Annotated in this window: 22 protein-coding genes; 11 read left to right on the forward strand and 11 right to left on the reverse strand. The window is 62.7% G+C overall.

All coding sequences use genetic code 11. The features are described from left to right. The first annotated feature begins 20 nt into the window (after positions 1-20). Complete coding sequence (locus A3AI_RS0109800) at positions 21-1,103, forward strand: enolase C-terminal domain-like protein (RefSeq protein ID WP_024515411.1); 1,083 nt, start codon at positions 21-23, stop codon at positions 1,101-1,103. 20 nt (positions 1,104-1,123) lie between these two features. On the opposite strand, the gene A3AI_RS0109805 is transcribed toward A3AI_RS0109800, so the two are convergent. Then, positions 1,124-2,623, reverse strand: coding sequence for an NAD(P)H-hydrate dehydratase (locus tag A3AI_RS0109805; protein WP_024515412.1), 1,500 nt, complete (start codon positions 2,621-2,623; stop codon positions 1,124-1,126). 377 nt (positions 2,624-3,000) lie between these two features. On the opposite strand from A3AI_RS0109805, the gene A3AI_RS0109810 reads away from it, so the two are divergent. Continuing rightward, on the forward strand, positions 3,001-3,339 hold the full coding sequence (locus A3AI_RS0109810; protein WP_007603495.1) for a P-II family nitrogen regulator: 339 nt from the start codon (positions 3,001-3,003) through the stop codon (positions 3,337-3,339). 178 nt (positions 3,340-3,517) lie between these two features. Beyond that, the gene (glnA, locus tag A3AI_RS0109815) at positions 3,518-4,927 is read left to right on the forward strand and encodes a type I glutamate--ammonia ligase (protein ID WP_024515413.1); all 1,410 of its coding nucleotides are present in this window, start codon (positions 3,518-3,520) and stop codon (positions 4,925-4,927) included. 75 nt (positions 4,928-5,002) lie between these two features. On the opposite strand, the gene A3AI_RS0109820 is transcribed toward glnA, so the two are convergent. After that, positions 5,003-5,785 carry a gamma-glutamyl-gamma-aminobutyrate hydrolase family protein gene (locus A3AI_RS0109820; protein WP_024515414.1) on the reverse strand — a complete coding sequence of 261 codons (783 nt, stop codon included), beginning with the start codon at positions 5,783-5,785 and terminating at the stop codon, positions 5,003-5,005. A gap of 205 nt (positions 5,786-5,990) precedes the next feature. Here A3AI_RS0109820 and A3AI_RS0109825 point away from each other — a divergent pair, with 205 nt between their 5' ends. Then, the gene (locus tag A3AI_RS0109825) at positions 5,991-7,115 is read left to right on the forward strand and encodes an AI-2E family transporter (protein WP_024515415.1); all 1,125 of its coding nucleotides are present in this window, start codon (positions 5,991-5,993) and stop codon (positions 7,113-7,115) included. Between the two features lie 4 nt (positions 7,116-7,119). Here the strand turns inward: A3AI_RS0109825 and A3AI_RS0109830 are convergent, their stop codons facing one another. From A3AI_RS0109830 to A3AI_RS0109840, 3 genes are all read right to left on the reverse strand, one after another. Then, positions 7,120-7,422, reverse strand: coding sequence for an antibiotic biosynthesis monooxygenase family protein (locus tag A3AI_RS0109830; protein WP_024515416.1), 303 nt, complete (start codon positions 7,420-7,422; stop codon positions 7,120-7,122). Between the two features lie 100 nt (positions 7,423-7,522). Beyond that, entirely contained in the window at positions 7,523-7,759 is a 237-nt protein-coding gene (locus A3AI_RS0109835) for a hypothetical protein (protein WP_024515417.1), read from the reverse strand. 97 nt (positions 7,760-7,856) lie between these two features. Continuing rightward, the gene (locus A3AI_RS0109840; RefSeq protein WP_024515418.1) at positions 7,857-9,074 is read right to left on the reverse strand and encodes a GGDEF domain-containing protein; all 1,218 of its coding nucleotides are present in this window, start codon (positions 9,072-9,074) and stop codon (positions 7,857-7,859) included. A gap of 404 nt (positions 9,075-9,478) precedes the next feature. Here A3AI_RS0109840 and A3AI_RS0109845 point away from each other — a divergent pair, with 404 nt between their 5' ends. Further along, entirely contained in the window at positions 9,479-10,675 is a 1,197-nt protein-coding gene (locus A3AI_RS0109845) for an acyltransferase family protein (protein WP_024515419.1), read from the forward strand. 176 nt (positions 10,676-10,851) lie between these two features. On the opposite strand, the gene rpsI is transcribed toward A3AI_RS0109845, so the two are convergent. The 3 genes from rpsI to A3AI_RS0109860 form a co-directional block, all read right to left on the reverse strand. After that, a complete protein-coding gene (rpsI, locus tag A3AI_RS0109850; protein ID WP_024515420.1) occupies positions 10,852-11,328 on the reverse strand; it encodes a 30S ribosomal protein S9 in 477 nt (158 codons plus the stop codon). A gap of 1 nt (position 11,329) precedes the next feature. Next, entirely contained in the window at positions 11,330-11,794 is a 465-nt protein-coding gene (gene rplM / locus A3AI_RS0109855; RefSeq protein WP_024515421.1) for a 50S ribosomal protein L13, read from the reverse strand. 159 nt (positions 11,795-11,953) lie between these two features. Then, positions 11,954-12,385, reverse strand: coding sequence for a PaaI family thioesterase (locus A3AI_RS0109860; protein WP_024515422.1), 432 nt, complete (start codon positions 12,383-12,385; stop codon positions 11,954-11,956). 71 nt (positions 12,386-12,456) lie between these two features. Here A3AI_RS0109860 and A3AI_RS0109865 point away from each other — a divergent pair, with 71 nt between their 5' ends. The 4 genes from A3AI_RS0109865 (at position 12,457) to A3AI_RS49260 (ending at position 15,900) form a co-directional block, all read left to right on the forward strand. Further along, positions 12,457-13,281, forward strand: coding sequence for an enoyl-CoA hydratase (locus tag A3AI_RS0109865; protein ID WP_024515423.1), 825 nt, complete (start codon positions 12,457-12,459; stop codon positions 13,279-13,281). Positions 13,282-13,409: 128 nt separating this feature from the next. Then, positions 13,410-13,994: a CoA-binding protein gene (locus tag A3AI_RS0109870; protein ID WP_024515424.1), complete on the forward strand. Its 585-nt coding sequence runs from the start codon at positions 13,410-13,412 to the stop codon at positions 13,992-13,994. A 151-nt stretch (positions 13,995-14,145) separates the two neighbouring features. Beyond that, a complete protein-coding gene (locus tag A3AI_RS0109875) occupies positions 14,146-15,426 on the forward strand; it encodes an O-acetylhomoserine aminocarboxypropyltransferase (protein WP_024515425.1) in 1,281 nt (426 codons plus the stop codon). A gap of 93 nt (positions 15,427-15,519) precedes the next feature. Then, positions 15,520-15,900 carry a hypothetical protein gene (locus A3AI_RS49260; protein ID WP_024515426.1) on the forward strand — a complete coding sequence of 127 codons (381 nt, stop codon included), beginning with the start codon at positions 15,520-15,522 and terminating at the stop codon, positions 15,898-15,900. Positions 15,901-15,999: 99 nt separating this feature from the next. Here the strand turns inward: A3AI_RS49260 and A3AI_RS0109885 are convergent, their stop codons facing one another. Next, positions 16,000-17,079 carry a COX15/CtaA family protein gene (locus A3AI_RS0109885; RefSeq protein ID WP_024515427.1) on the reverse strand — a complete coding sequence of 360 codons (1,080 nt, stop codon included), beginning with the start codon at positions 17,077-17,079 and terminating at the stop codon, positions 16,000-16,002. Between the two features lie 104 nt (positions 17,080-17,183). Between A3AI_RS0109885 and A3AI_RS42505 the strand changes: the two genes are divergently transcribed. After that, the gene (locus A3AI_RS42505; protein WP_036047832.1) at positions 17,184-17,393 is read left to right on the forward strand and encodes a DUF2842 domain-containing protein; all 210 of its coding nucleotides are present in this window, start codon (positions 17,184-17,186) and stop codon (positions 17,391-17,393) included. 103 nt (positions 17,394-17,496) lie between these two features. On the opposite strand, the gene A3AI_RS0109895 is transcribed toward A3AI_RS42505, so the two are convergent. After that, on the reverse strand, positions 17,497-18,552 hold the full coding sequence (locus tag A3AI_RS0109895; protein WP_024515428.1) for a polysaccharide deacetylase family protein: 1,056 nt from the start codon (positions 18,550-18,552) through the stop codon (positions 17,497-17,499). A 129-nt stretch (positions 18,553-18,681) separates the two neighbouring features. Between A3AI_RS0109895 and A3AI_RS0109900 the strand changes: the two genes are divergently transcribed. Next, positions 18,682-19,899 (forward strand): GNAT family N-acetyltransferase, encoded by a 1,218-nt coding sequence (locus A3AI_RS0109900; protein WP_024515429.1) that lies wholly within the window; start codon positions 18,682-18,684, stop codon positions 19,897-19,899. Between the two features lie 118 nt (positions 19,900-20,017). On the opposite strand, the gene A3AI_RS0109905 is transcribed toward A3AI_RS0109900, so the two are convergent. Beyond that, positions 20,018-22,312: a GumC family protein gene (locus A3AI_RS0109905; protein ID WP_024515430.1), complete on the reverse strand. Its 2,295-nt coding sequence runs from the start codon at positions 22,310-22,312 to the stop codon at positions 20,018-20,020. Positions 22,313-22,459: the final 147 nt, after the last annotated feature.

Genomic DNA, 22,459 nt, shown 5'->3' on the forward strand with positions numbered 1-22,459 from the left:
GCAGATCAAGGGAATCGGCAATGAACAAGACAATCCCCGCTATTCGCAGCGTCAATGCCCGCGCCGTCGTCGCGCCGATCGCGCGGCCGGTCAGAAACGCCTTCGGTGTGATCGAAGCCGCGCCGCTGGTCCTGATCGACATCGCAACCGATCAAGGCGTGACCGGACGCTCGTATATTTTTGGCTACTCGAGGGTCACGCTGAAACCTCTGGTGCTGCTGATCGAGGAGATCGGGCGCGATCTCGAAGGCAAATCGCTGACGCCGTTCGAGCTGATGAAGGCGATGGACGCCAGGTTTCGCCTGCTCGGCTGGCAGGGCCTGGTCGGCATGGCCGTCTCTGGCCTCGACATGGCGTTCTGGGATGCGCTTGGCCGCATCGCCGGCAAACCGCTCGTTGAACTGCTCGGCGGCGCCGCGCGGCCCATGCGAGCCTATGACAGCTATGGCGCGGTCGATCCGGTCGCCGACGAAAGGGCGCTGCGGCGTTCGCTGGACCAGGGTTTTCGCGGCATCAAGATCAAGGGCGGCGACGGCGATGCCGCCAACGACGAGCGGGTGGTCAAGGGCGTACGCGCGCTGCTCGGCCCCGACGTCGCGCTGATGATCGACTTCAACCAATCGCTCGATCCGGCTGAAGCCAAGCGCCGCATCGCCCGTCTTGCGCCTTACGATCTCACCTGGGTCGAAGAGCCGGTGCCGCAGGAAAATCTGATCGGCCACGCCCGCGTGCGTGAAGGGTCGCCGATCCCGATCCAGGCCGGCGAGAACTGGTGGTTTCCACGCGGCTTTGCCGAGGCCATCGCGGCCCGCGCCAGCGACTTCATCATGCCAGACCTGATGAAGGTCGGCGGCATCACCGGTTGGCTCAATGTCGCGGGGCAAGCTGATGCAGCCTCGATCCCGATGTCGAGCCATCTGTTTGCCGAAGCAAGTGCCCACATGCTCTCGGTGACGCCGACCGCGCATTGGCTGGAGGTGCTCGATCTCGCCGCTGCGATCCTCGCCAATCCGATTCAGATTGTTGACGGTACTCTCACCGCGCGTGGCCCGGGCCTCGGCCTCGAGTGGAACGAGACAGCGGTCGCAAAATATCTGATCTGACGAGCCGCCGGATTGTTGCGTCAGTAATCGATGCCGAACTCGTCATAGATGTGCCGATGCACCGCCGGCATCACTTCCGGCAGGTCTTCGGCGATCAGGCCCGGCCCCGCTTCCCGCCCGGCCTCGCCATGCATCCAGACCCCGATGCTTGCGGCTTCGAAAGCAGGAACGCCCTGCGCCATGAGGCCGGCGATGATGCCAGCGAGCACATCGCCGGCACCGGCGGTCGCCAACCAGGGCGGTGCGTTGGCGGCGATGGCGGCGCGGCCATCGGGTGCGGCGACCGTGGTATCAGGCCCTTTCAACAGCACGACGGCGCCGGAGCGCACAGCCGCGGCGCGCACGCGCTCGAGCTTGGAACGCCCGGGATTCTTGTTGCTGATGTCGCTGAACAGACGTGGAAACTCGCCCTCATGCGGGGTGAGGACGACCTGGCTCTCAGCGGCCGCCTTGATCGACTCGAACAGGCGCTCCGGCGCATCGGCAAAGCTGGTCAGCGCATCGGCGTCGAGCACCACCGCGCGTTTTGCGGATAGTGCCGTGTGAACGAAGTCGCGGGTGCGCTCGCCGAACCCTGCGCCGGGGCCGATTATGCAGGCATTGAACCGCTTGTCGGCAAGCAGCTCGCCAAATTCGATTGCAGTATCCACGGGGCGGACCATGACAGCGGTGAGCGCAGTCGCATTGATGGCAAGCGCGTCGCGCGGCGAGGCCAACGTCACGAGTCCCGCACCGGCTCGCAGCGCGCCGCGCGCCGCCATTCGTGCGGCGCCGGTTGCCGCCATGTCGCCGGAAACCGCGAGCACGTGACCGCGCGCATATTTGTGGGCCTCGGTACGCGGCACCGGGAAGGCGTTGCGCCAAACCTGCGGGGTGTTTTCGAAGGTCTGCGGCTTGATCTCGTCGAGCACGCCTGCCCCGATGCCGATATCGGCGACGCGCACGCGGCCGCAATAGAGGCGCCCCGGCAGCAACAGATGCGCCGGCTTCTTGCGGAAGAAAGTGATCGTCTCCGTCGCGCGCACCGCAATCCCCATCACGGCCGCCGAGTTGCCGTTGATTCCGCTCGGCAGATCGACTGCCATCACCGGCGCTCCATTGGCATTGATCGCCGCGATCATGTCATGGGCTTCTCCAGCGATGCTGCGGTTGAGGCCGGCACCGAACAGCGCATCGATGATGAGGGCCGGCTTGCCGATCGCCTGCGGCGTGAACGGCAGCAGCGGATGCTTCCATCCCTTCGCCGCCGAGGCCGAGTCCCCCTTGAGCGCGTCGCGCTCGCCCATCAGGCTCACCGAGACCTCGCGTCCCTGCGCAGCCAGCTCGGCTGCCGCCACAAAACCGTCGCCGCCATTGTTGCCCGGACCGGCAACCACCAGGATCGGCCCCTCCTCCACCAGGTCTCCTGCGGCCTCGGCGACAGCCTGGCCAGCACTGAGCATCAACGCAAAGCCCGGCGTGCCGGCCGCGATCGTGAGCCGGTCGGCCCGTTCCATCTCAGCGGTGGTCAATACGTCCATGCCGAATTCCTAACTCAAACGCCTTATCCTGAGGCATCCAGCCATCGTGCCGGGCGGGCGCAGCCGATGACTGCACACTTGCTCATCTATTTGCCTATTCCGTAGGCTTCGCTATTCTGGGCCGGTTCGCACATTAGCAAGCGAAATGCCCGTTAAAAGTCTGATAACGTTCCAAAATCAGGCCGATTAACAACTTGGCATAGACCCTGCTTTTGAGGAAGCCGCTTCGGTTCGCCCGCGCTCACTGGCCCTGAAACCAATGGTTGGCGCTGCTGGAGGGTCGGGCGTGGTCCGAAACGTCAGGAATCTCATCTTTGCGTCTTATGCGCAGCCTGATGACGTTATTGCAATTTGGGAAAGGCCCGGGAGGCGCTCACGTGAAGAAGATCGAAGCCATCATCAAGCCGTTCAAGCTCGACGAGGTGAAGGAAGCGCTTCAGGAGGTCGGTCTCCAGGGTATCACCGTGACCGAGGCCAAGGGCTTCGGCCGGCAGAAGGGACATGCCGAGCTCTATCGCGGCGCCGAATACATTGTCGACTTCCTGCCCAAGGTCAAAATCGAGATCGTGATCGGCGACGATCTGGTCGAGCGAGCGATCGATGCGATCCGCCGTGCCGCCCAGACGGGGCGCATCGGCGACGGCAAGATTTTCGTTTCGAATATCGAGGAGGCTATCCGCATCCGCACCGGTGAATCCGGTCTGGATGCAATTTAGTTCCTTTTTCCGGCGCGCAAGAAGTCAAATCGGCGACAGGTGCCGGTATTTCCGGCAGTTTGCGTTTGCCTTTGTGTTGTCTTGGGCCGTCCCCCCGGCTATTGACCATCCACCCGCGGTCGATGGTCCGCGGACGGATTAACTCGACCTGTAGCCTCAAAAGCCTAGAGGGGGATTCATGAAGACCGCCAAGGACGTCCTCAAATCGATCAAAGATAACGACGTCAAATATGTCGACCTGCGTTTCACCGATCCGCGCGGCAAGTGGCAGCACGTCACTTTCGACGTCAGCATGATCGAAGAGGACACGTTTGCCGAAGGCCTGATGTTCGACGGCTCGTCGATCGCCGGCTGGAAGGCGATCAATGAATCCGACATGTGCCTGATGCCCGATCCCGTGACGGCGACGATCGATCCGTTCTTTGCGGAAACCACCCTGATCCTGGTCTGCGACGTGCTGGAGCCGACCACCGGCGAGCCCTACAACCGCGACCCCCGCGGCATCGCCAAGAAGGCGGAGGCGATGGTGAAGTCGATGGGTATCGGCGACACCGTCATGTTCGGCCCCGAGGCCGAATTCTTCGTGTTCGACGACGTTCGCTATTCGACGGACCCCTACAACACCGGCTTCAGGCTGGATTCCTCGGAGCTGCCGATCAATTCCGGCACTGAATATGAGGGCGGCAATCTCGGTCACCGCATCCGCACCAAGGCCGGCTACTTCCCGGTGCCGCCGCAGGACTCGGTGCAGGACATGCGTTCCGAAATGCTCGGCGCCATGGCCAAGATGGGCGTCAAGGTCGAGAAGCACCATCATGAAGTCGCGTCCGCCCAACACGAGCTCGGCATGAAGTTCGACACCATGACGCTGATGGCCGACCAGATGCAGATCTACAAATACTGCATCCAGCAGGTCGCGCATATCTATGGCAAGACCGCCACCTTCATGCCGAAGCCGGTCTATGGCGACAACGGCTCAGGCATGCACTGCCACCAGTCGATCTGGAAGGACGGCAAGCCGGTATTCGCCGGCAACAAATATTCCGACCTGTCGGAAATCTGCCTGTCCTACATCGCCGGCGTCATCAAGCACGCCAAGGCGATCAACGCCTTCACCAACCCCTCGACCAACTCCTACAAGCGTCTGGTCCCGGGTTATGAAGCGCCGGTGCTGCTCGCCTATTCGGCGCGCAACCGCTCCGCCTCCTGTCGCATCCCCTACACCGCTTCGCCCAAGGCCAAGCGCGTCGAGGTGCGCTTCCCCGATCCGCTCGCCAATCCCTATCTCGGCTTTGCCGCGATGCTGATGGCGGGTCTCGACGGCGTGAAGAACAAGCTCGATCCGGGCCCGGCGATGGACAAGGACCTCTACGACCTGCCGAAAGAAGAGCTGAAGCAGATCCCGACCGTGTGCGGTTCGCTCCGCGAGGCGCTGGAGAATCTCGACAAGGACCGCGCCTTCCTGAAGGCTGGCGGCGTGTTCGACGACGACTTCATCGACAGCTACATCGAGCTGAAGATGACCGAGGTCGAGCGCTTCGAAATGACCCCGCACCCGGTCGAGTTCGACATGTACTATTCGGGTTGAGCGCCGCTCACATCCGACAACGAAAAAGGCGCTCCCTCGCGGAGCGCCTTTGCTTTTTGGCTGCGTGTATCGCCCCTACGCGCTGGCCCCCACTTTGACGTGCGTGCTGAGCGCCACGCCAAAGGCCTGGAATAGCTTGCGGTTGATCGGATTCCTCTGCGGGTCGTACTCGGCGTGCCATTGCACCCCGAGCGCAAAGCCGGGCGCGTCCGCAATCCTGATAGCCTCGATCGTGCCGTCTTCCGCGATGCCTTCGATCACCACGCGCTTGCCGGGCTCGAGAATGCCCTGCCCGTGCAGCGAATTGACCCGGATCTTCTCGCAGCCGAGGATTTTGGCAAAGGCCCCGTCCGGCGCCAGGGAGACCTCGTGACGATCGGCGAACACGACCCGCGGGTCGGGATGGATTTCGCCGTTCTCGAGCCGGGGCATGCGATGGTTGATCCGCCCCGGGATCTCGCGGATCTCCGGATGCAGCGAGCCGCCGAAGGCGACATTCATCTCCTGCAGGCCGCGGCAGATGCCGAACAGTGGAATACCACGGGCAACGCAGGCCTCCGCCAGCGCCAACGCGACCTCGTCGCGCTTGATGTCATAGGGCTCGTGCCTGACATGGGGCTCGATATTGAAGCGGGTCGGATGGACGTTGGCGCGAGCGCCCGTCAGCACAATACCGTCGACCACGTCGAGCAAGGCGCCGACATCGGTGATCTCAGGGCACCCGGCAAACATCAGAGGCAGCGCGCCGGCGACCTCAGCCACGGCGCGCATATTGCGTTCGCCGACCACCTGCACGTCGAAGCGACTTTCGATGCGGTGGGCGTTCCCGATCACGCCGACGACCGGCTTTCTCCTCATGCCTCTTCCAGCCCTCCCTGTTCGAAACCCTAATCATGCCCTCCGTCCTGCGCCGGATCAATATTTTAGAACCCCTTTCCACGGCCGCGCTGCTCTGCGGTGGGTTCATCCCTCGGCCAAAATGCGCGCCCGGCTGCACACGGCTTGATCCCGGCAGCTTTTGGCTGAACAGTGCGGTAAGGGCTCTCTGAACGTGGGGACAAAATTGGCGGTGTCGAACGACGAGCGCCTGCAGGCGCGCATTGATCTGGCCTGGGCAATCGCCATCGGCGGCATCGGCGTCGTGCTGTTCGCGGCCGTCCTGATGTTTGCCTGGTATTTCGCCGCGACGCTGTTCTTGATCTTCACCGGCGTGCTGCTGGCGGTGGCGCTCAACGCCATGACTAACCGGCTTGGTCGGCTGATCCCCCTGCCCCACCCGCTGCGGCTAGCCATGGTCTGCGTGGTGCTGGCGGTGCTGGCCTCTGGCGTGAGCTATCTCGGGGGCGCCACGATCGCCCAGCAGGCCTCGGCGCTCAGCGACACCATTAAGGGTCAGCTCGTCCACTTCAAAAGCTTCCTCGACAAGAACGGCATCGATACCAGCTATTTCGACCTCGGCAACAGCGGCGACAAGGGCGGACCGTCGGGCACACCAACCGGGGCCGGTGCGAGCTCGCATCTTCCGAGCGCCGGAACGATCGCCTCGAGCGGTGGGGCGATCGTCAGCCAGACCTTCAAATTGCTGCTGGGTACGGTCGGCGCCGTCGGCAATCTCTTCATTGTTCTGTTCCTCGGGCTCGCCTTTGCCGCCCAGCCTTCCGTCTACCGCAACGGGCTTTTGTTCCTGGTCCCGGCGAAGCAGCGCGCTCGCACCACCGTCATCGTCGATCGCATCGGCGAAACACTGGAGCGCTGGTTGATCGCCCAGATCGCCACCATGTTTGCGATCTTCGTGGTCACCTGGATCGGGCTCGCCATCATCGGCATTCCCGGCTCGTTCATTCTGGGCGTTCAGGCCGGATTGCTCGGCTTCATCCCGACTGTCGGTGCGCTGATCGCGGGCCTGATCGTCGTCCTGGCGAGCCTGTCCTCGGGCTGGATCGCGACACTGAGCGCGTTCCTGCTATTCCTCGGCGTGCACGCGATGGAAAGCTATGTGCTGACGCCACTGCTGCAGCGGCAGGCGCTCGATATCCCGCCTGCAACGCTGTTCGCCTTCCAGATCCTGCTTGGCGTGGTGTTCGGGATCTGGGGATTGGCGCTGGCGCTGCCGATGATGGCCATAGCCAAGGTCATCATCGACTATTTCAAGTCAAACGAGACCGCGGCCGCGCCGGCAGCGGCCTGACCACCTAACCCGCCGAGGTCAGCACCGTCTCGGTGTGCTCGACCTCGGGCGGTGCCGCAAAATACTGCCCGACCAGTCCGCGCCATTCGGCAAAATTCTCCGAGCCGCGGAAATCGACAGTGTGGTTTTCCAGCGTCGCCCATTTCACCATCAGCCGGTAGCGCTGCGGCTTCTCGATCGACTTGTGCAGCTCGAAGCCGTGAAAGCCTTTGGAGCGGCCGAAGGCGGCGCGCGCCTTGGCAACCGCAGCCTCGAATTCCTTCTCGGTGCCAGGCTTGACGTCGATTTGCGCGATTTCGGTGACCATGAGGCTTGTCTCCGTGTTTTTTGAGAGCGCGTGTCTAGCTCAAACGGGACAAAAGAAAAAGGCGCCGCATGGCGCCTCGTAAGCCTAAGCGGCCCCGCGTTCAACCGGCGAGCAGCACCGCGCCGACGATTGCGATTGCGCAGGCGATGAGGGCGACGACCGGCCAGGCATTGTGACGGCGCTGATAGTATCCCCGTGCACGCCGCGCCATGATCAGCGCGGCCTCATATTCGTCGGACGACGAGAACAGGCAGGCAAAGCCGCCGCGGGCGGATGCCGCATCTGCTTCCAGCGCCAGCAGCAGGGCTTTCGGTGCGTGATTCCGGCTGATCCTCATCGTTCAAGGATGAGACCGAATGGTAAACGCACCGTTACAGCCTGATCCGGAAAATTGTGTAGCGGCTTTCCGACCAGAGCAGGCGCAGCAAAAGCCCTCAGGCGATCGCAGGCGAGCTTCGCGCCGGCGGCGGCAGGCCCGCCGTCTTTCGCCGCCAGTTCTCCAGCGACAGCGGCAACTCCTCCGCGGTTTCGACCCGGTTACGACCGCCACGCTTGGCCTGGTACAGCGCGGTGTCGGCGGCGGCAAGCAGCACTTCGAGCTCGGTGCCGGCCGGACCACCGGCGACGCCGATGCTGACCGTGGTGTCGACCTTGCCCTCCTCGACCACGATATCGGAGGCCTCGAAGGCCTCGCGCACCCGCTCGGCGACCAGCACGCCTTCCTCCAGCGAGCAGGGCAGCAGCGCGGCAAACTCCTCACCGCCGATGCGGCCGGACAGATCGCTGATGCGCAGATTGTTGACCACGATGGTGGAGAACAGCTTCAGGATCTCGTCGCCCGCCGGATGGCCGAAGCGGTCGTTGATGCCCTTAAAATGATCGATGTCGAAAATCAGGGCGCTCACCGGCCGCCCGGCTTTGGCCTCGCGATCGATCACCCGTGTGCAGGCCTCGGCGAAGCCGCGACGGTTGAACAGACCGGTCAAGGGGTCGACCGAGGCCGCGGTCTTGTGCGCGCTCACCGTGCGTTCGGACACCAGCATGAATATGACGAACACGGTGCCCACCGCATAGAGCACTAGCTCGATCGAGAAAATCGTGACCCAGATGCTGGTGGCGAATTTCTCGTCGCCAGGCCGCAGGGTGTCGCCGAGCAGGATCGGCAGCATCAGCACAAAGCCATGCAGCACCGGCACCGTCAGCGCCGGCCAGCGCCGCTGCAGTTGCTTGCGACGCTCCGACCACAGCTCGGTCGCGGTCAGCGCGGCGTAGACTGCGACAATCGCGGCGCCGATGGTGAGCCGCAGCTCATGCGCCTGCGGATTGAGCGTCGTGACCGTGGTCACCCAGGCGATCGCTCCGAGCACGAGACCCGGCAGGTTGGGCTTTCTACCGTGGAACACGCGGGCGGCGTTCCAGACCATGCCGCAGGCGACGAAGCCAACCGCGTTGAGCGCGAGCGAGAGCGTCTCGCCCAGAATGTGGCTCGCCATGCTCCACAGCGCGACCGAGGCCGCGCCGAGCAGATAGGCAGTGCCCCACCATTTCAATGCGGGATTTTTCTCCTGGCTGCCGAAGAACAGCAGCATGGTGCCGAGCAGTGCGGCGACCATCGTGGCCATGATATAAAGCGTGATGCTATCGAGCGACATCGCTCACTCCGAATGCTGGCAACGCTTTCGGTTGGATTTCCGAAATGACGTTGCGCGCCCATTGCAGCTCACACTGTGAGCGACGGCGAGTTCGCATTCGGTTTGCGTTCACAGGCAAGTTTTCAGGAAATATTGCGGATATTAACACTTTCAGACACTTAGCTGTAAAAACGCCTCTAAGTGCCTCTAACCAGTTCAATAGGTTAGCCGCAAATCGTAGGACGCTTTTCGGGCACGGCGTTTGCTCGCTTTGCCCTAGGCGTCGTGCACTCATGCAACACAACCTATAGTGCAATGCATATCACAACAATTAACAGGGGTTTAGGACTCCCATATTACCGTCGCGCTTAGGTTGTAGCGTATGGGTCCCACCAGGGGCCTTCACGTCCCTTGGGAAGTACTGGATGCAAACCTTAGGCTCCGCCTTGGACGACCAAAAGGGGTTCGGCCGAGGCTTCGATTTCCTGCGCGTATTTTTGGCAGCAGGCATTATCGGCTGGCACACCGCGTGGCTGAGCGGGCATGTGGAGACGGTAAAGTCCTCCGCCTTTTGGCTTTCCCAATACATGCTCGTGCCCATGTTTTTTGCTTTAAGCGGATTTCTCGTAGCGGGAAGCAGTATGCGGCTCTCTACGAAAAACTTCCTGTTGAACCGCGCTGCGCGTATCTTGCCTGCACTCGTCGCCGACATCGTTTTCGCGGCGCTTCTAATTGGTCCGCTTGTGACGAGGCTGCCTGCAAAGGAGTATTTTACTGACGCAACTTTCTTTACTTACTTCCTCAATATCACGGGCTGGATGCAGTACTCCCTTCCGGGCGTGTTTGAGAACAACCCATCGCCAGAGGTGAATGGGGCACTTTGGACGATCCCCTTCGAGATCGGCTGTTACGCCATTCTTGCTGGACTGATGATTTCTGGAGCGATCAAACGCCCCGGATTGGTACTAGTGCTCACATACGCCGCTTTGATCGTCGGGATTCCGCTCCGGCTGCTAACGGCGCACCTGCTAAGCGATCATGCATCGTTTCTTGAAAACCTGGCGGTGCACGTCTTCTTTTCCGTCGGATCGTTACTTTGGCCCTCTTTTTTGATCGGAATTGTCCTTTATCAGCTGCGGTACTACGTGCCTTTCTCCAAAGCGATTGCGATTGGCCTGGTGTGTGTGGCGATGCTTGTGAGCACGTTTGGCGATCCCGCGGTCCTGTTGAGCCATCCCGCAGTCTTCTCGATCATACTTCCGCTGCTCGGATATTTGACCGTGATGATTGGGCTGTCGCCGATGCCTCGCCTTCCCGGATTTGGGACCGGTGATTATTCATACGGCCTATATCTCTACCATACGCCCTTCCTCCAATTGCTGATCCACTATTTCCCTGAGGCTTGGATCGGTGACCGATGGTGGACATTGTTTTTTGCTGGGTTTCCACTCGCGCTGACGGCAGCCGTGATCTCGTGGCACTTGTTTGAGTATCCATCGCTGAAGCTCAGGAAGTCTTTCGTGATCAAACACCGGCTAGAGGGCGGCTTTGGTGGTTTCGAGGATCGTGCTCATGCCGCGAGCAGCCAATCTGCGTCTCGCACCGTGCCGATTTCCGGGTAGCCGATCGAACAAAGCCCGACCATGTCTCAGTTTTCAGGAAAAACTGCGACACGTTCAGCGCCATACCGCGACAAACAAACGCAAAAAGCAAACACAAACCAAAACAAAAAGGGCGCCGTGCAAGGGCGCCCTTTCGCAGAGACAGGCCGCATTCGCGGCAAATTGAATCGAAGCGATTACCGCTTCGAGAACTGGAACGACTTGCGCGCCTTGGCGCGGCCGTACTTCTTGCGCTCGACCACGCGCGAGTCGCGGGTCAGGAAGCCGCCCTTCTTGAGCACGGAGCGCAGATCCGGCTCGAAGTTGGTCAGCGCCTTCGAGATGCCGTGACGCACCGCACCGGCCTGGCCCGACAGGCCGCCGCCGGCGACCGTGCAGATCACGTCATACTGGCCGTTGCGGGCGGCAACAACCAGCGGCTGCTCGATCATCATCCGCAGCACCGGACGGGCGAAATAGATATCGAGCTCGCGGGCGTTGACGGTGATCTTGCCGGCGCCCGGCTTGATCCAGACGCGGGCGACCGCGTCCTTGCGCTTGCCGGTGGCGTAGGCGCGACCCTGCTTGTCGACCTTCTTGATGTATTTCGGCGCGTCGGGTGCGGCCGGCTTCAACTGCGACAGTTGATCGAGCGACTGAATGCTTTCGGCCATCTTATGCGGCCCTCATGTTCTTGCGGTTCATCTTGGCGATATCAACCTTCTCAGGCTGCTGGGCCTCGTGCGGATGCTCGGCACCCGGATAGACCCGCAGATTGCCCATCTGCACGCGGCCGAGCGGCCCGCGCGGGATCATGCGCTCGATCGCTTTCTCCACCACGCGCTCGGGGAAACGTCCCTCGAGGATCTGGCGCGCTGTCCGCTCCTTGACGTGGCCGACATAGCCGGTGTGCTTGTAATAGGTCTTCTGCTCGCGCTTGCGACCCGTCAGCACGGCATGCGCCGCGTTGATGATGATGACATTGTCACCGCAATCCACGTGAGGGGTGTAGATCGGGAGATGCTTGCCGCGCAGCCGCATGGCGACCAGCGAAGCGAGACGGCCGACCACGACGCCCTTGGCGTCGATCAGCACCCACTTCTTCGTCACCTCGGCAGGCTTTGCCGAAAAGGTTTTCATCTGCTGTATCCTGGAAAGGGAAACCGGCGCGCCGAAATTGCACGGCCGAACTGGCGCTCTTCTAGAGATTGGCGCCTCGTCCGTCAACGCTAGAAGGCAAAATTTATACCTTACAAAACAATGACTTACAATTAAGGTGTCATATTACCACGAGAATCCCTATTTATTTGGAATGGAATAGGTTGCCGTGACATGGGCGATCGGATCGGGTGAATCGGCGGAAAGCAGCGTCACCTCGCCAACCGCCAGCCGCTTTCCGAGCTTCAACAGTCGTGCTTCGGCCACGACGTCCTGGCCGGCGACACCCTTGCGCAGGAAATTGATGTTGAGGTTGGTGGTGACCGCAAGCCCGACCGGGCCGATCGCGGACAGCAGCACCACATACATCGCGCAATCCGCGAGCGCCATCAGCGTCGGCCCCGAGATCGTGCCGCCCGGGCGCAGCATCGTCTCGCTATAGCGCTGGCGCACGCGGCAGGCGTTGCCGTCAGCGTGCTCGATCCTGATGTCGCCCCCGGTGCGGAACACCTGCGGAAATATCTCGTGGAGGAATTGCTCCAGTTCCGGCACGCTCATTTTCGTAACTGGCATGTGTTCCCTGCCCTCGATTTGGGCTGTCAGTTACACTAGGTTACGATTGTAACCCAAATGGAATTTCGAATATGCCCGCCGAGCCGCTTCGCGCTTCCGTACCTGATGTTCCGATCCTGCTGCGCGAGATGGCGGGAGCAGTCGCTGTGCTCACCCTCAATCGCCCTGCCGCACGCAACAGCCTGTCGGACGCGTTGATTGCCGAGCTTCATGCGGCATTGGATGAGATCAGCACGGACAATAACGCCCGAGCGGTCGTGATTGCTGCCAACGGCCCGGCTTTCTCGGCAGGCCACGATTTGAAAGAGCTCACCGCGCGCCGCAGCGATGCCGATGGCGGGCGCGCCTATTTCGCAGAGCTGATGAATGCCTGCAGCGCCATGATGCAGGCGATCGTCCATTTGCCGAAGCCCGTGGTTGCCGCGGTGCAGGGGATGGCCACCGCGGCCGGCTGCCAGCTCGTCGCGAGCTGCGACCTTGCGGTGGCTTCGGAGCTTGCAGGCTTCGCAACGCCCGGCGTCGATATTGGCCTGTTCTGCTCGACCCCGATGGTGGCGCTGTCGCGCAACGTACCGCGCAAGCAGGCGATGGAGATGTTGCTCACCGGCGAGCCTGTCTCGGCTGCAACGGCGCAAAGCATCGGCCTCGTCAATCGCGTCGTCCCGGCCGGCGCCGAGCGCAGCGCCGCGATCGAGCTCGCGCAAAAGGTCGCACTCAAGTCCGCCCACACCGTCAAGCTCGGCAAGTCCGCCTTCTATCGCCAGGCCGAGATGAGCCTCGCCGATGCCTATGCCTACGCAGCCGAGGTGATGACCGAAAACATGATGGCGCTTGACGCCGAGGAAGGCATCTGCGCTTTCATCGAAAAGCGCGCGCCGAAATGGCAGGACCGCTAAACGCTCGCGCCGTCATTTTCGGGATGGTGCGCAAGCACCAGACCCGGACTCGAGATTCCGGGTTCGATGCTTTCGTATCGCCCCGGAATGACGGCGCAGGATTTTCATACTGAGCCGAACGTACAAAAATGAATCACGATACCTACTCCGACGATTACATCCGCGGCATCCTCAACAGCGTGAAGACCATCGCGATGGTCGGCGCTTCGCCGGTCGAGGTACGGCCGAGCTATTTTGCGTTCAAATACCTGGTGCAGCGAGGCTACGACATGATTCCGGTCAATCCCGGTCATATCGGAAAGAGCCTCATGGGCCGGCCGTTCGTGGCGTCGCTCGCCGAGATCGGCAAGCCAATCGACATGGTGGAGATCTTCAGGAGTTCGAACCACATCATGCCAATCGTCGAAGAGGCCTTGAAGCTCGCGCCGCCGCCTAAGGTGATCTGGATGCAGCTCGGCGGACGCGATGACGAAGCGGCGGCGAAGGCTGAAGCCGCAGGCCTCAAGGTCGTGATGAACCGCTGTCCCAAGATCGAATACGGCCGCCTGTCCTCCGAGATCTCCTGGATGGGCGTCAATTCGCGCACCATCAGCGCCAAGCGTGCGCCGATACCGACACAGGGCATGCGCCTCTCGCTCAACCGAATGAGCGTCGGCGGCGGCACGACCGCTGCGTCCGATCGCGCGGCGAAGAACAAGACAGAGCAATCCTGACGCAGTTGCGAGAAGATTGTGTCGGCGGCGGTTTCCCCCCAGGCATAATCCTTGCGAATTTGTCGCAGCCGCCCAGCGTGCCTTGACGAGGAAAGCGCGGGGCTTAAGCATGCGCCGCGCGATTTCACGCGCGAACAGCAGGACCGTCAGGATGAACGATCGTATTCCCGGATTTTCGACCCTCGCCGTGCATGCCGGCGCCCAGCCCGATCCGACCACGGGCGCGCGCGCAACGCCGATCTATCAAACCACGTCGTTCGTGTTCAATGATGCGGATCACGCTGCCTCGCTGTTCGGACTGCAGGCGTTCGGCAACATCTATACGCGCATCGGAAATCCGACCAATGCGGTGCTCGAGGAGCGCGTTGCGGCGCTCGAGGGTGGTACGGCGGCGCTTGCGGTTGCATCCGGCCACGCCGCGCAAGTCATCGTGCTGCAGCAGCTGCTGAAGCCGGGCGATGAATTCGTCGCCGCGCGAAAGCTGTATGGCGGCTCGATCAACCAGTTCACGCATGCCTTCAAGAGCTTTGGCTGGAACGTGGTGTGGGCCGACACCGACGAGCCCTCGAGTTTTGAGCGTGCGGTGAGCCCGCGCACCAAGGCGGTCTTCATCGAATCCGTCGCCAATCCCGGCGGCACCATCACCGACATCGAGGCGATCGCTTCGGTGGCGCGCAACGCCGGTGTGCCCTTGATCGTCGACAACACGCTCGCGACGCCCTATCTGATCCGCCCGATCGACCATGGCGCCGACATCGTCGTGCATTCGCTGACCAAGTTTCTCGGCGGCCATGGCAATTCGCTCGGCGGCATCATCGTCGATGCTGGCACCTTCGACTGGTCGAAGGGCGACAAATATCCCATGCTGAGCGAGCCCCGGCCCGAATATCACGGCATCAGAATCCAGGAGACATTCGGCAATTTCGCCTTTGCGATCGCCTGCCGCGTGCTGGGGCTGCGCGACCTCGGGCCTGCGCTGTCGCCGTTCAACGCCTTCCTCATTCTCACCGGCATCGAGACGCTGCCGCTGCGCATGCAAAAGCACTGCGACAATGCCAAGGCGGTGGCGGAGTTCCTGGCGGGACATCCGGCGGTCGCCGCGGTCAGCTATGCGGGCCTGCCCGGCGACAAATACAACAACCTCGCCCGCAAATATGCGCCCAAGGGCGCCGGCGCGGTGTTCACCTTCAACCTCAAGGGCGGGTACCAGGCCGGCGTGAACCTGGTGTCGAACCTGAAACTGTTCTCGCACCTCGCCAATGTCGGCGACACCCGCTCACTGGTCATCCATCCGGCCTCGACCACCCACAGTCAGCTGGACGATGCCGCCAAGGTCAAGGCCGGCGCCGGCCCCGACGTGGTGCGGCTCTCGATCGGCATCGAGGACAAGGAGGACCTGATTGCGGACCTCGAGCAGGCGCTGACCGCGTAGGTCGTTAACCTCGTTTGCGCTGGTGGTCTCCCGTTAACGGATATTCAGGCATAAATTCGCCTGGAACCATTCGGCATGATTCGGGAGCGAGCGATGCTGCGGGCTGCGATATTGACGTCTCTCCTGGTTGCGGCGACCACCCCATCCTTCGCTGCCGACCAGATCGCAACATCTCATGTCAGGCGCGAGGCGCGCGGGGCGCTGCCACCAGGGCTTCCCCGCGTGCACTACAAGGCCCGGACGACGGTCGTCTATCAGCCGGCGCCGCCGCCGATCGTGGTGGTCGAGAACAATCCCGACGTGCTGATTTCATCGTGGCCGTCGACGCCGCTGCTGCCGGGATCGACCACGCTGCCAGGCTATTACGGCCGCGCCTTCGACTATGACTACCAGGGCCCGTATTACGGGGGCGGCCCCTATCCGAGCTATTTTTGGCGCCTGCCCTACGCTTGCGGCGTCTACGGCTATTGCTAGAGTGTTTTCGAGCGAAGTGGGGACCGGTTCGCGTGAAGAAAACGCGTCAAAACAAGAATCTAGAGTTGCGGTTCTGATTCAATCAGAACCGGAAATGCTCTAGCCGGCCTGAGCGGCCAGCCTATGTGAGGCGGCTTCCGTGCGCCGCGCCGCCAGCCGCTCGGCCTGCATCACCGCAAGCGTCAGCACCGCGATGGCAACCGCCTGGTGCGACAGTGCGAGCCCCAGTGGAACCTGGTTGAGCAAAGTGAGAATGCCGAGCGTCGCCTGCAATGTGATCGCCGCAACCAGCCAGAGCGCCCCCTGAACCGCGGCGCGCGGCGCGTGCGCGCGTAGCGCGTCGAAAGCATGCAGGACCGCGAGTACGAATAGCGCATAGGCGGTCATGCGATGCTCGAACTGAACGGTGAGCGTATTGTCGAACAGATTGCGCCACCAGGGCACATCGAACCATAGCCGCGCGCTTGCCGGAATGAACTCGCCGTCGATCAAGGGCCAGGTGTTGTAGACAAGGCCCGCGCGCAAGCCTGCAACCAGCGCCCCGAGATAGAGCTGCACGAAAGTGACGGCGACCAGCACGAAGCTCGCGATCCTCATGCGCGCGGGAACCACAAGTGGCTCGCGCTCGCCAAGCCGCCGCAAGGTCCAGACAATCGCCGCATAGATCAAAAGTGCAAGCACGAGATGGGTGGCGAGCCGATAATGCGAGACCTCGATGCGCTCCGAGAGTCCCGAGGCCACCATCCACCAGCCGACCGCGCCCTGGAGCGCGCCGAGCCCGAAGATCGCCCACAGCCGTCGCTTCAATTCCGCGCCGAAAGCACCGCGCCATAGGAAAAACAGGAACGGCAGCAGATAGACCATGCCGATCACGCGGCCGATTAGCCGGTGGCTCCATTCCCACCAGAAGATGGTCTTGAACTGCGCAAGATTCATCCCCGCATTGAGCGCGTCATATTGCGGGATCTTCTTGTAGGCCTCGAACGCCGCGGTCCATTGCGCTTCGCTAAGCGGCGGCAGAGCGCCGGTGACTGGTTTCCACTCGACGATCGAAAGTCCTGATTCAGTCAGCCGCGTGGCACCACCGACCACCACCATGAGTGCGATCATGGCGGCGACCGTGAGCAGCCAAATACGGACGGCGCGGTTGGCCGAGGCTGATTTTACCGCAATTGTCATCAGAAAGGCGGACGGCTCGCTTGAATGAACTGGCGCGCCCCTTATAGTCCCGCACGGCTCGCGCGCAAGCCGCTCCACCAGGCCCAAAACCCTGCAATTCCGTCATGACCATTCGCACCCGCAAATTCCTCGGAACCATCGCGCTGCTCCTGCTGGCGCTGGTCTGGGCGTTGACTGGCATGGTGGTGGCGCAACTGCCGGTGCTCGCCAATTCCGGCTGGCTTCAGGCGATCTTCTATGTGGTGGCCGGCATGGGTTGGGTGCTGCCGGCGATGCCGATCGTGAGCTGGATGTCGCGGCCACGGGTGAGCTAAACGCCACGCTTACAAATTGGTCTTTGCGGCTACAGTCTTATGTCGTGTGCGCTTGATCCTCGCAAGCGGACAGCTCAAATCGATTGGCCGTAGCCCAGTCGGATTATCCCGCCGACTTCGCCCGCGTCGGCTGCACCGGCGGAAACGTGACACCCGACAGAAGCGCGCGCATGGCCCGCAGCGAGCGCCGCCGCCCATCCCAGCTGATACGCGGCAGCGCGTGCAGATTGGTGCGCCCTTCCGTCTCTATGATGCCGGATATCGTGGAGACGGCGCTGGTGAAGCCGGCCGCCTCCGTCATCACGACATGCGCACGCCGCCAGGAATTGCGGTCACCGAACGGATAGGCAAAATGCCTGACCTCGCGGTGCAACGCCGCTTCCGCCACCACCTTTCCCATGCTCATCTCGCGCCGCGCAACCGCATCCTTCAGGTTCGACAGCACAGGATAGTTCACCGTCGCGCTGCCCAAGGTCACATTCGGGTCGGATGCAAGCGTTGCGAGATCGGCCCAATCGATCGAGGCCTCGCGCGACAATTGCCTGATATCGACGCCGTAGCGCGAGCAGAGATCATTGATGGCAGCGGAAAGCTCGGATGGCGACAGAAGGCGCAGCCATCCCGACAGAAACGCAAAGACGTCGTATTTCTCCCCGTTCGTCCGGGTCGAAAAATGCCGCTCGTTCCGCTCGATCACCAGGCTCAGCCGGCTTTCCTTGGCGATGATCGCCTCAAGCGCAAGCCACCAGGCTTCCCCCACGCCATCCGGAAACGCCGTCGGCACATAGACGGTGAAGGGAACGCGGTGACGCGCGAGCACCGGATAGGCATTGCTGACAAGATCCTTTGCCGCGCCGTCAAAACTCAGGCAAACGAAGCGTTTTCGCTCTGGCATGATCACCGCGCGCCGGCACGCCTCATCAATGCTGACGATGTCGTAGCGCCAGCGCTTCAACGCGCGGATGGTGCGGTCGAGAAAGCGCGGCGTGATTTCGTCGGCTTTGAGCGGCTGGAACGCGGCGCGGCGCGACGGCCGCACCCGCTGGAAGCGCAGGATGGCGCCAGCCCCGCGGTTCTCGATCTCGCCCCACCAGGCACGGCCTGAGAAATAGGCGAGCTCAAGCTTGAGGCTCGTCAGCCATCTGATGTCGGATTCCAATGTCCCGCCCCCGGCAAACCGATATGCCTGCCCCTCGCCACCCCCTCCTTACCCTTTGTTGACACTTCTTTGCAAAGGTCGGCCGAAGGTGAAAAGCGTAAATATTTCCCGGTCGAATCGGATTTGGCGATGAGCATGGCTGCCGCGATCGATAGCCGGACGGCCGAAGCGGCGCCGCGGGCGAAGCCGGGCCACATCGCGCAGGTCGACATCGTCACCGACTTCAGTTCCGCGGAACGCGCTTGGCGGAAGCTGGAAAAGTCGGGGCAGCTTCTCACCGCCTACCAGCGCTTCGATTTCCTGCAATGCTGGCAGAATGACGTCGGCGCGCGCGATGATGCAACGCCGCTGATCGTGATCGCCTACGATGTCGAGCGCCGCCCGCTGCTGCTGCTGCCGCTGACATTGAAAAACATCTATGGCTTTGGCGTGGCGTCCTTCATGGGCGGCAAGCATACCACCTTCAACATGGCGCTGTGGGACCGCGATTTTGCCGCGATGGCGCAGCGCGCCGATATCGAAACCGTGCTCGGCGAGCTGCGGCAGCATCGTGCGGTCGACGTGGTCGGGCTCAGCCAGCAGCCGCTGCGCTGGAACGATGTGGTAAATCCACTCGCTCTATTGTCACATCAGCCTTCGGCGAATGATTGCCCGGTTTTGAGCATGGAGGTCGGCGCCACGCCACAGGCGCTGATCTCCAACTCGCTGCGCCGCCGTCTCAAGGCCAAGGAGCGCAAGCTCAAGGAGCTCCCCGGCTATCGCCATTATGTCGCGACCGACGATGCTGATATCATGCGCTTGCTCAGCTGGTTCCTTCGTGTCAAGCCCATGCGCATGGCGCAGCAGCGGCTGCCGAATGTGTTCGCTGAAGCCGGCGTGGCCGACTTCATCCACAGGGCCTGCCTGGCACGACGGCCGGGCGGCGGCCGCCTGATCGATATTCACGCGCTGGAGTGCGACGAAGAAATCATCGCGCTCTATGCCGGCGTCGCCGACGGCCAACGCTTCTCGATGATGTTCAACAGCTACACGCTGTCGGATCATTCGCGCTTCAGCCCCGGGCTGCTGCTGATCCGCAACATTATCGACCACTGCGCCGCGCGGGGCTATCGCGCGCTCGACCTCGGCGTCGGCTCGGACAGTTACAAGCAGATGTTCTGCAAGCGCGAGGAGCCGATCTTCGACAGTTTTATCGCACTCAGTGCGCGCGGCCGAGTTGCTGCGCTGGCGATGTCTTTGTCTGCCCGCGCCAAGTATCTGGTGAAGCACAACCGCGCGCTGCTTTGGGTCGCGGACGGCCTGCGAAAGGCGTTCCGCCAGCACTCAGCAGCTCGTAGGATGGCTTGAGCCGACGGGTCGCGCGAATGCGCGCCCCGTGACGGGCTTCGCCAAACCCGTCATTCCGCCGTCCGAAAGATGGCGGGTTTCGCGGCGCTCTACCCACCGTACATGTTTTCGCTACCTCTCAGGCCGCAACGACCGTCGGTGCGGCGTCGGTCGGATCGGACGGCTGTACCGGCTTGCTCAGCATCGTCACCTCGGAAAAACCCACTGCCTTCAGCTGCTCGCACATCAGATGGCGCGCATCCTCCTCCATCGCGGCATCCGGCACCACGACGGCGCGGGCCTCGGCGGTGAGCAGCTCCGCGGGCAGATCCGAGGCAAGGCCGGCATTAAGCAGCACGTGGTCGTAGACCCGCAGCAGCGCATCGATGGCGAGCGATAGCCGCGGCGACTGCAGGAGGCCGCGGTCGAATCCCGGACGCCCGGCGCTGACCAGCTGCACGCGCGACAGCCGATCGCGGGTGATCACCTGCGAGAAGGACGCCTCGCCTTGCACCAATTCAGCAATGCCCGGCGCGACTGGATCGACCGAGACGGCCTGGATCGCGGGCGAGGACGCCTCGAGGTCGACAACGGCCACGCGCGCCCTCAACGCAAGGCGCCGCGCCAGCGTCAGCGCGGTCAGCGTGATGGCGTTGCCGCCGGCGGTGCCGAGCACGGTGATCTTGCGCGCGGCTGCGTCCGCGCGGTGCAGCTTCTCGGCCAGCTGATCGATTTCGCTGAGGTTTTCGGCGGTCCCCTCCAGGGTCTCCGTTACGACCGCGTCGATCGGCGGGCTCAGCGGAGGCGCCGCCTCCTCCAGGACAGCCAATGTGGGCTCGACCCGAGGCACCGCAGCCGGCATCGACGCGGCAACGGCGGCATCCGCAATCTCAGGCGCAGTCGCCGCAGGCATTGCCGCGCCAAGCGCAGCCATCGCGCGCGGCGCGGTCATGCGCAGGAGCTCGCCCGTGACGACCAGGCCGGTGCTCAGGAGCAGCGTCGCCAGCGTAGCAATCAGAACGACCGGCAGCTTCTTCGGATAGGCCGGGGTGTTGGAGACGATGGCTCGGGAAATGATGCGGCCGTCGGGGGGCGCTGCATCGATGCTCTCGCGCGTATTCGCCTCGCGATATTTGGCGAGATAGGATTCGAGCAAATCGCGTTGTGCCTTGGCCTCACGCTCCAGGGCACGCAGCTGGACGTCCTGGCCGTTGGTCGAGGAGGCCTGCTTCTTCAACTGATCAAGGCTCGCGGTCAGACTCTCGACGCGGCCGCCGGCGATGCGCGCGTCATTTTCCAGCGAGCGCGACAGCTTGGCGGCCTCGTCGCGGATCTGCTGGTCGAGATCGGCGAGTTGCGCCTTGAGCTCCTTGATGCGGGGATGGTTGTCGAGCAGGGTCGAGGACTGCTCGGCAAGCTGCGCCCGCAGCGTGACCCGCTGCTCGGAGAGCCTGCGGATCAGCTCGGAATTGAGCACTTCCGAAGCTTCGATCGGCTTGCCGCTCTGGATCATCTCGCGGATCAGCCGTGCCTTGGCCTCGGCGTCGGACTTCAGCGCACGCGCATTGTTCAATTGGGTGTTGAGCTCGCCGAGTTGCTGGTTCGACAGCGTGGTGTTGTTGGTGCCGACGAACAGGCTCGACCTGGAGCGGAAATCCTCCACTTTCGCCTCGTCCTCGGCGACCTTCTGGCGCAGATTGTCTATCTCGCCCGACAGCCACTGGCTTGCCGACTTCGCCTGCTCCCGCCGCGAATTCTGCTGCAGCACGAGGTAACCGTCGGCGATCGAGTTGGCGACGCGCGCGGCAAGATCCGGATCGCGCGACTGGAATTCAACGACGATGACGCGCGACTTGTCTACGGCGTAGGCCGTCAACCGGTCGAAATAGGCGTCCAGCACCCGCTCCTCCGGCGTCATCGTGAACGGGTCGCGTCCGATCCCGAACAGCGCCAGCAGCGACTTCAACGGCGACAGGCCGTGCAGCACCGGATCGAATTCCGGCAGCTCGGCAAGCCTGTTCTTCTTGATGATCTCGCGGGCAAGGTCGCGCGACAGCACGAGCTGAACCTGGCTCGTCACCGCCTCGGCATCGACGGTCGCCCGCTCCTCGTTGCGCTCGCCATTGGGACGCAGGAATACGTTCTCGCGGCCGTCGATCAGGATGCGCGCTTCTGACTTGTAGCGGGGCGTGATGAGATTGACCGACGCGACCGAAAGCACAGCGGCCAACAGGGTCGGCAGGACGATCCATCGCCGATTGCGTGCGATCGCCTCGCGCAACGCGCGCAGATCGATGTCGGCGGCCTCAGCGCCGGGGTGGGCGGCGGAGTGGACGGAGACGGCAGGTCTCGCGATCGCGGCCTGTACGGGCTTTGCGGCGACCTCGACGGCCTCAGCCTTGTCCCCGCCCCTACGCCAGAACGCCAAATGCATTGCAAACTCCCGCGAACGCCACGACTCCACCCAAACTTCGCCTGATTACACTCCATTAAGGTTGAGGCTGGGTTAAGCCCGGACGGGCCCTTGCGCGCTTTGCGGCCAGAGATGACTATGGGGACGCTTGCCATTATGCTTTGTTAA

The organism is Bradyrhizobium sp. Tv2a-2, from assembly GCF_000472425.1.
Classification (GTDB): domain Bacteria; phylum Pseudomonadota; class Alphaproteobacteria; order Rhizobiales; family Xanthobacteraceae; genus Bradyrhizobium.

Excerpts from the sequence above, each read along its gene's own strand:
- A3AI_RS0109835 (WP_024515417.1), bottom strand. The coding sequence starts at position 7,759 with ATGAGGATCAGCCGGAATCACGCACCGAAAGCCCTGCTGCTGGCGCTG.
- A3AI_RS0109860 (WP_024515422.1), bottom strand. The coding sequence starts at position 12,385 with ATGCCAGTTACGAAAATGAGCGTGCCGGAACTGGAGCAATTCCTCCAC.
- rplM (WP_024515421.1), bottom strand. The coding sequence starts at position 11,794 with ATGAAAACCTTTTCGGCAAAGCCTGCCGAGGTGACGAAGAAGTGGGTG.
- A3AI_RS0109900 (WP_024515429.1), top strand. The coding sequence starts at position 18,682 with ATGAGCATGGCTGCCGCGATCGATAGCCGGACGGCCGAAGCGGCGCCG.
- A3AI_RS0109840 (WP_024515418.1), bottom strand. The coding sequence starts at position 9,074 with ATGTCGCTCGATAGCATCACGCTTTATATCATGGCCACGATGGTCGCC.
- A3AI_RS42505 (WP_036047832.1), top strand. The coding sequence starts at position 17,184 with ATGACCATTCGCACCCGCAAATTCCTCGGAACCATCGCGCTGCTCCTG.
- A3AI_RS0109820 (WP_024515414.1), bottom strand. The coding sequence starts at position 5,785 with ATGAGGAGAAAGCCGGTCGTCGGCGTGATCGGGAACGCCCACCGCATC.
- A3AI_RS0109800 (WP_024515411.1), top strand. The coding sequence starts at position 21 with ATGAACAAGACAATCCCCGCTATTCGCAGCGTCAATGCCCGCGCCGTC.
- A3AI_RS0109865 (WP_024515423.1), top strand. The coding sequence starts at position 12,457 with ATGCCCGCCGAGCCGCTTCGCGCTTCCGTACCTGATGTTCCGATCCTG.
- A3AI_RS0109905 (WP_024515430.1), bottom strand. The coding sequence starts at position 22,312 with ATGCATTTGGCGTTCTGGCGTAGGGGCGGGGACAAGGCTGAGGCCGTC.
- A3AI_RS0109845 (WP_024515419.1), top strand. The coding sequence starts at position 9,479 with ATGCAAACCTTAGGCTCCGCCTTGGACGACCAAAAGGGGTTCGGCCGA.
- A3AI_RS0109870 (WP_024515424.1), top strand. The coding sequence starts at position 13,410 with ATGAATCACGATACCTACTCCGACGATTACATCCGCGGCATCCTCAAC.
- A3AI_RS0109830 (WP_024515416.1), bottom strand. The coding sequence starts at position 7,422 with ATGGTCACCGAAATCGCGCAAATCGACGTCAAGCCTGGCACCGAGAAG.
- glnA (WP_024515413.1), top strand. The coding sequence starts at position 3,518 with ATGAAGACCGCCAAGGACGTCCTCAAATCGATCAAAGATAACGACGTC.
- A3AI_RS0109885 (WP_024515427.1), bottom strand. The coding sequence starts at position 17,079 with ATGACAATTGCGGTAAAATCAGCCTCGGCCAACCGCGCCGTCCGTATT.
- A3AI_RS0109805 (WP_024515412.1), bottom strand. The coding sequence starts at position 2,623 with ATGGACGTATTGACCACCGCTGAGATGGAACGGGCCGACCGGCTCACG.
- A3AI_RS0109875 (WP_024515425.1), top strand. The coding sequence starts at position 14,146 with ATGAACGATCGTATTCCCGGATTTTCGACCCTCGCCGTGCATGCCGGC.
- rpsI (WP_024515420.1), bottom strand. The coding sequence starts at position 11,328 with ATGGCCGAAAGCATTCAGTCGCTCGATCAACTGTCGCAGTTGAAGCCG.
- A3AI_RS49260 (WP_024515426.1), top strand. The coding sequence starts at position 15,520 with ATGCTGCGGGCTGCGATATTGACGTCTCTCCTGGTTGCGGCGACCACC.